This window comes from Synechococcus sp. R3-13 (assembly GCF_047462195.1).
Taxonomy (GTDB): Bacteria; Cyanobacteriota; Cyanobacteriia; order Thermostichales; family Thermostichaceae; genus Thermostichus.
In genome coordinates this window covers 1-3,366 of record NZ_JANSIO010000119.1, presented here as the reverse complement: position 1 = coordinate 3,366, position 3,366 = coordinate 1, and the positions used below count along the sequence as shown (strand labels likewise).

Genomic DNA, 3,366 nt, shown 5'->3' with positions numbered 1-3,366 from the left:
CTGATTCAGCTTCCAGGGCAAAGTATTCCTCTGAAGTGTGGGTTTTACGGGGGGCGAGGGCAGTGGTCATGGCATCTCCTCAGGCAGCGGCAGAATGGCTCAAACGGTCAGTCGGGTGTCGAGAAGCTCGACGCGGTGGCCTTCGGGTTCTCTCGGTCGCAAGTGCAGCCAACCTCTCTGTATCCTTCGTCGGCCTCTCCATGATGAGAGGTATCCTGCGATTCTGGGGTAAAGACCGGTGGTGGGGAGCTGACGCTTTTGTTATCCTGTCGCATAAGCTCCCCCTCTGGGATCCCAGGGGAAAGTGGGCCAACCTTGCCTGACACTGAACGCCAGCACAGCCCGCATAATGTTCCCGCACAATGTCCTGCACAATGTTGTGTCAGCAAGACTTGGTTCTCGATGGCAGGTTTGCAGAGAGGACGTGACCTGATGTTTACTTGGCTCTGGACGAAACAATTTTCTCGCTTGAATCAAAGGCTACAGAGCCTAGAGGTAGCCCGCGAGGAAAACCTTCTGTCTCCCGATCTGAGCGCCCAAACTCTGCAGGTGGCCCCCGACTTTTGGGAACGGCAGCACCAAGCCTTTGTCTATGTGGACAAGCAAATGCAAAGGCTCAGCCGTCGCAGCAAGATTTGGGGAGGAATGGCGCTGTTGGCCATTCTGGCCGATGCGGCTCTGATAGTGGCAGGTCTGACGGCGTTTCAGTCTTGGCAGCAGGTGCAGGCGGATCGCCAATTAACTCGCATTGCCCAACAGGTTGCGGCTGTCGATCCTGTGCAGCAAGCTTTTGAGGATCTGGTGGCTCAATTGCCCCAGATGAGCCGGGCAGAGCGATCTCGTGCCCTAGAGGCGTTGCAGGCTCTCTCGGCTATCTCGATGGCGCACGGCGGCTACTCCTCCGACGGTTCTGCGGGTATTTCTGTGTACAGCTCTGCTCTCCCAGCAACCCCTCTTGAGGCTCAACTGCAAACCATTTACCGGTTGGGGCAAATGCGGGTGGTGGAGGCGGTGCCGGCTTTGCTGACCAAGCTTGCGGACGATGAACCGGTGGTGCGGGAGGCGGCAGCCCGTGCCCTCGGCCAAATCGGGGATCCGCGCGCCTTGGATCCCTTGCACGATCTTCTGGCCTATGAGCCCAATGAGTTGGTTCAAGATGCCGCTATTGCTTCGATTGCCCAACTGCTGCGCTGAAGAGAGGGTTAGATGGGGGTGGGAGTTGAGGCACTGGGGATGAGTATCGGCAAAATGAGCAGGCTGGGCAAACTGCTGGGGGTGATTTGTTGGGTGTGGGGATCCGCTCTGCCCGTTTGGGCGCAGGATCCCTTCCGCAGCGGGGACAATGCCCGCCCCATCAGGCCGGAGGTGGCGGCAGCTTTTGAAGAGTTCTTCTGTGCAGGCCGCTACAGCCAGAGCCGGGAAAAGCTGGCAATGGCCAAGAAAGCCTCTCCCGAAGAGCCGATGGTCTATGCCCTGTTGGCGGCGCTGGCTTATCAGGAGGGAGACCTGGAAGCATTTGCCCAGTTGGCCACTCAAACCCGACAGGTGGCCGCCGAGTTGAAAAAGACGGATCCCCTGCGGGGCAACCTTTATGAGGGCGTGGGCTATGGGCTGGAGGCAGCCAACATAGTGGTGCGAGATGGGGTGGTCATCGGTTTGCCCAAAGCTCTGCCCACCCTCAATCAATTGTTTGCTTCCATTCGGGCCGCCCAAGCAGTGGACAGCAGCGATCCGGAGCTCAATCTGCTCAACGGCTACATGGATTTGCTGCTGACCTACCGGGAGAAGGCTCTAAATCAGTTTCGGATGGCAGCTCCTGACTATCTGTCCTACCGCGGCCAAGCTCTGGCCTACCGGGATATGCAGCGCTTTGACGAGGCGCTGGAGGCGGTGGATCGGGCCATTGCTGCTTCCTGCAACAACCCGGAGCTCTATTACCTCAAGGCGCAAATTCTGGTTTCCAAAGGGCAAGACCGAGAGGCCGTCCCCCTTTTCGATCAGGCCCTGCAAGCTTCCGCCCAACTGCCCCAACCTTTGGTGGAGCAAATCCAGATGGAGCGGGATCGCGCGGCCCAGCGCAGTGGGTTGACCGGCCAGTTGCCGGCCACGCCTAGCCCCTGAAGGGATCCCATGAGCCTGCGCATCAGCGGCAAACGAGCGCTGCAAACTCCCGCTGGCTTGGGCACTCGACCCACACCTGGCCGGGTGAGGCAGGCCTTGTTCAACATCTTGCAAGGGCAGGTGGAAGGCTGTCGCTGGCTGGATCTGTGCTGTGGGGCCGGTACGGTGGGAGCAGAAGCTCTGTGTCAGGGGGCCGCTTTTGTGGCCGGGATCGAGATTGCCGCCCCTGCCTGCCGCATCATCCGAGCCAACTGGGCCAAGGTGGCGCAGCCGGGGCAATCTTTCCAGGTCATTCAGGGGGATGCCCGCAAGCTGCTCAGCCGCGGCCTGAACTTGGAGCCATTTGATTACGTGTACTTTGCTCCTCCCTACGAGGCCGGTCTGTACGCCCCGCTCCTGCCCCTGATCCCGCCCTTGCTCAAGCCAGGGGGAACCTTGATCGTCGAGCATCGCAGCGGCCAGAAGCTACCAGACCAGGTGGGATCCCTGCTGCGCTTTGACCAACGAACCTATGGGCAAACGGCGCTGGCTTTCTATCGCAATCTGGAAGAGCAGCTCTAGCTGGGGAAGGGAGTGCTGACGAAGCCGATTTCCAAGAGCTGCTGGTAGGCTTGGGTGCCCAGCTCGCGGGTTGGGCTCTGGCTGTTGATGACCTGGATCAGCCAGCCCACGGCCTCTTCCGGTCGCCCTGCGGCGCGATAGACCACGGCCAAATCGTAGGCAGCTTGATCCCGGGCTTGGGCGGCAACACGGGCCAGCTCCCGCTGTTCTTCGGAGATGCGGTTTTGGATCCCGGCGAAGGCGCGGGAGAGATCTTGGTGGTAGTTGGAGCGCTGGTTGTAGGCGTTGAACACCTGTTGCAGCAGCTCGACAGCCTGGTCGTAGTTTTGCGCTTGGATGGCGGCATTGGCTTCGGCGGCCAGTTGTTCGGCTCGCAATGCGCTGAGGGCGCTGCTGGGTTGCTCTAGGGCGCGAAACTGCTGCGGATTGGGAATAAGCTGCTGTCCGGCAGGGAGCTGCTGAGCAGTGGCCCAGAAGGTGGAGCCCATGCCCAGGACAAGGCCGAGCAGTACGCCGAAAACCAACCGCGCCCAAGAACGGCGCAGAAGGCTAAGTCCCTGGGCGATGGCGTCCTGGCGACAGCCTTGGGAAGCAACAGCGGGACGTCGTCCAATCATGTGCGGGTAACCCCCAAAACCTCTCTTGACCCGTTCCACTTTACCCTACTCCTCGGGTCTTTGCTGC

The 3,366-nt window shown here is 60.3% G+C and carries 4 protein-coding genes; 3 read left to right on the top strand and 1 reads right to left on the bottom strand.

Annotation, left to right across the window (positions count from 1 at the left end):
* The first annotated feature begins 432 nt into the window (after window positions 1–432).
* From NW856_RS03995 to rsmD, 3 genes are read left to right on the top strand one after another with little or no spacing between them, the layout of a single operon-like run.
* Complete coding sequence (locus NW856_RS03995) at window positions 433–1,194, top strand: HEAT repeat domain-containing protein (protein WP_414399221.1); 762 nt, start codon at window positions 433–435, stop codon at window positions 1,192–1,194.
* Between the two features lie 39 nt (window positions 1,195–1,233).
* Window positions 1,234–2,121 (top strand): Sll0314/Alr1548 family TPR repeat-containing protein, encoded by an 888-nt coding sequence (locus NW856_RS03990; protein WP_414399219.1) that lies wholly within the window; start codon window positions 1,234–1,236, stop codon window positions 2,119–2,121.
* Between the two features lie 9 nt (window positions 2,122–2,130).
* Window positions 2,131–2,682: a 16S rRNA (guanine(966)-N(2))-methyltransferase RsmD gene (gene rsmD, locus NW856_RS03985; protein ID WP_414357400.1), complete on the top strand. Its 552-nt coding sequence runs from the start codon at window positions 2,131–2,133 to the stop codon at window positions 2,680–2,682.
* On the opposite strand, the gene NW856_RS03980 is transcribed toward rsmD, so the two are convergent.
* Window positions 2,679–3,299, bottom strand: a complete 621-nt coding sequence (locus NW856_RS03980) for a hypothetical protein (protein ID WP_414399218.1) — start codon at window positions 3,297–3,299, stop codon at window positions 2,679–2,681. The genes rsmD and NW856_RS03980 overlap by 4 nt on opposite strands.
* Window positions 3,300–3,366: the final 67 nt, after the last annotated feature.

Coding starts and splice junctions, on each gene's coding strand:
- NW856_RS03995 (WP_414399221.1), top strand. CDS start 433: ATGTTTACTTGGCTCTGGACGAAACAATTTTCTCGCTTGAATCAAAGG.
- NW856_RS03990 (WP_414399219.1), top strand. CDS start 1,234: ATGAGTATCGGCAAAATGAGCAGGCTGGGCAAACTGCTGGGGGTGATT.
- rsmD (WP_414357400.1), top strand. CDS start 2,131: ATGAGCCTGCGCATCAGCGGCAAACGAGCGCTGCAAACTCCCGCTGGC.
- NW856_RS03980 (WP_414399218.1), bottom strand. CDS start 3,299: ATGATTGGACGACGTCCCGCTGTTGCTTCCCAAGGCTGTCGCCAGGAC.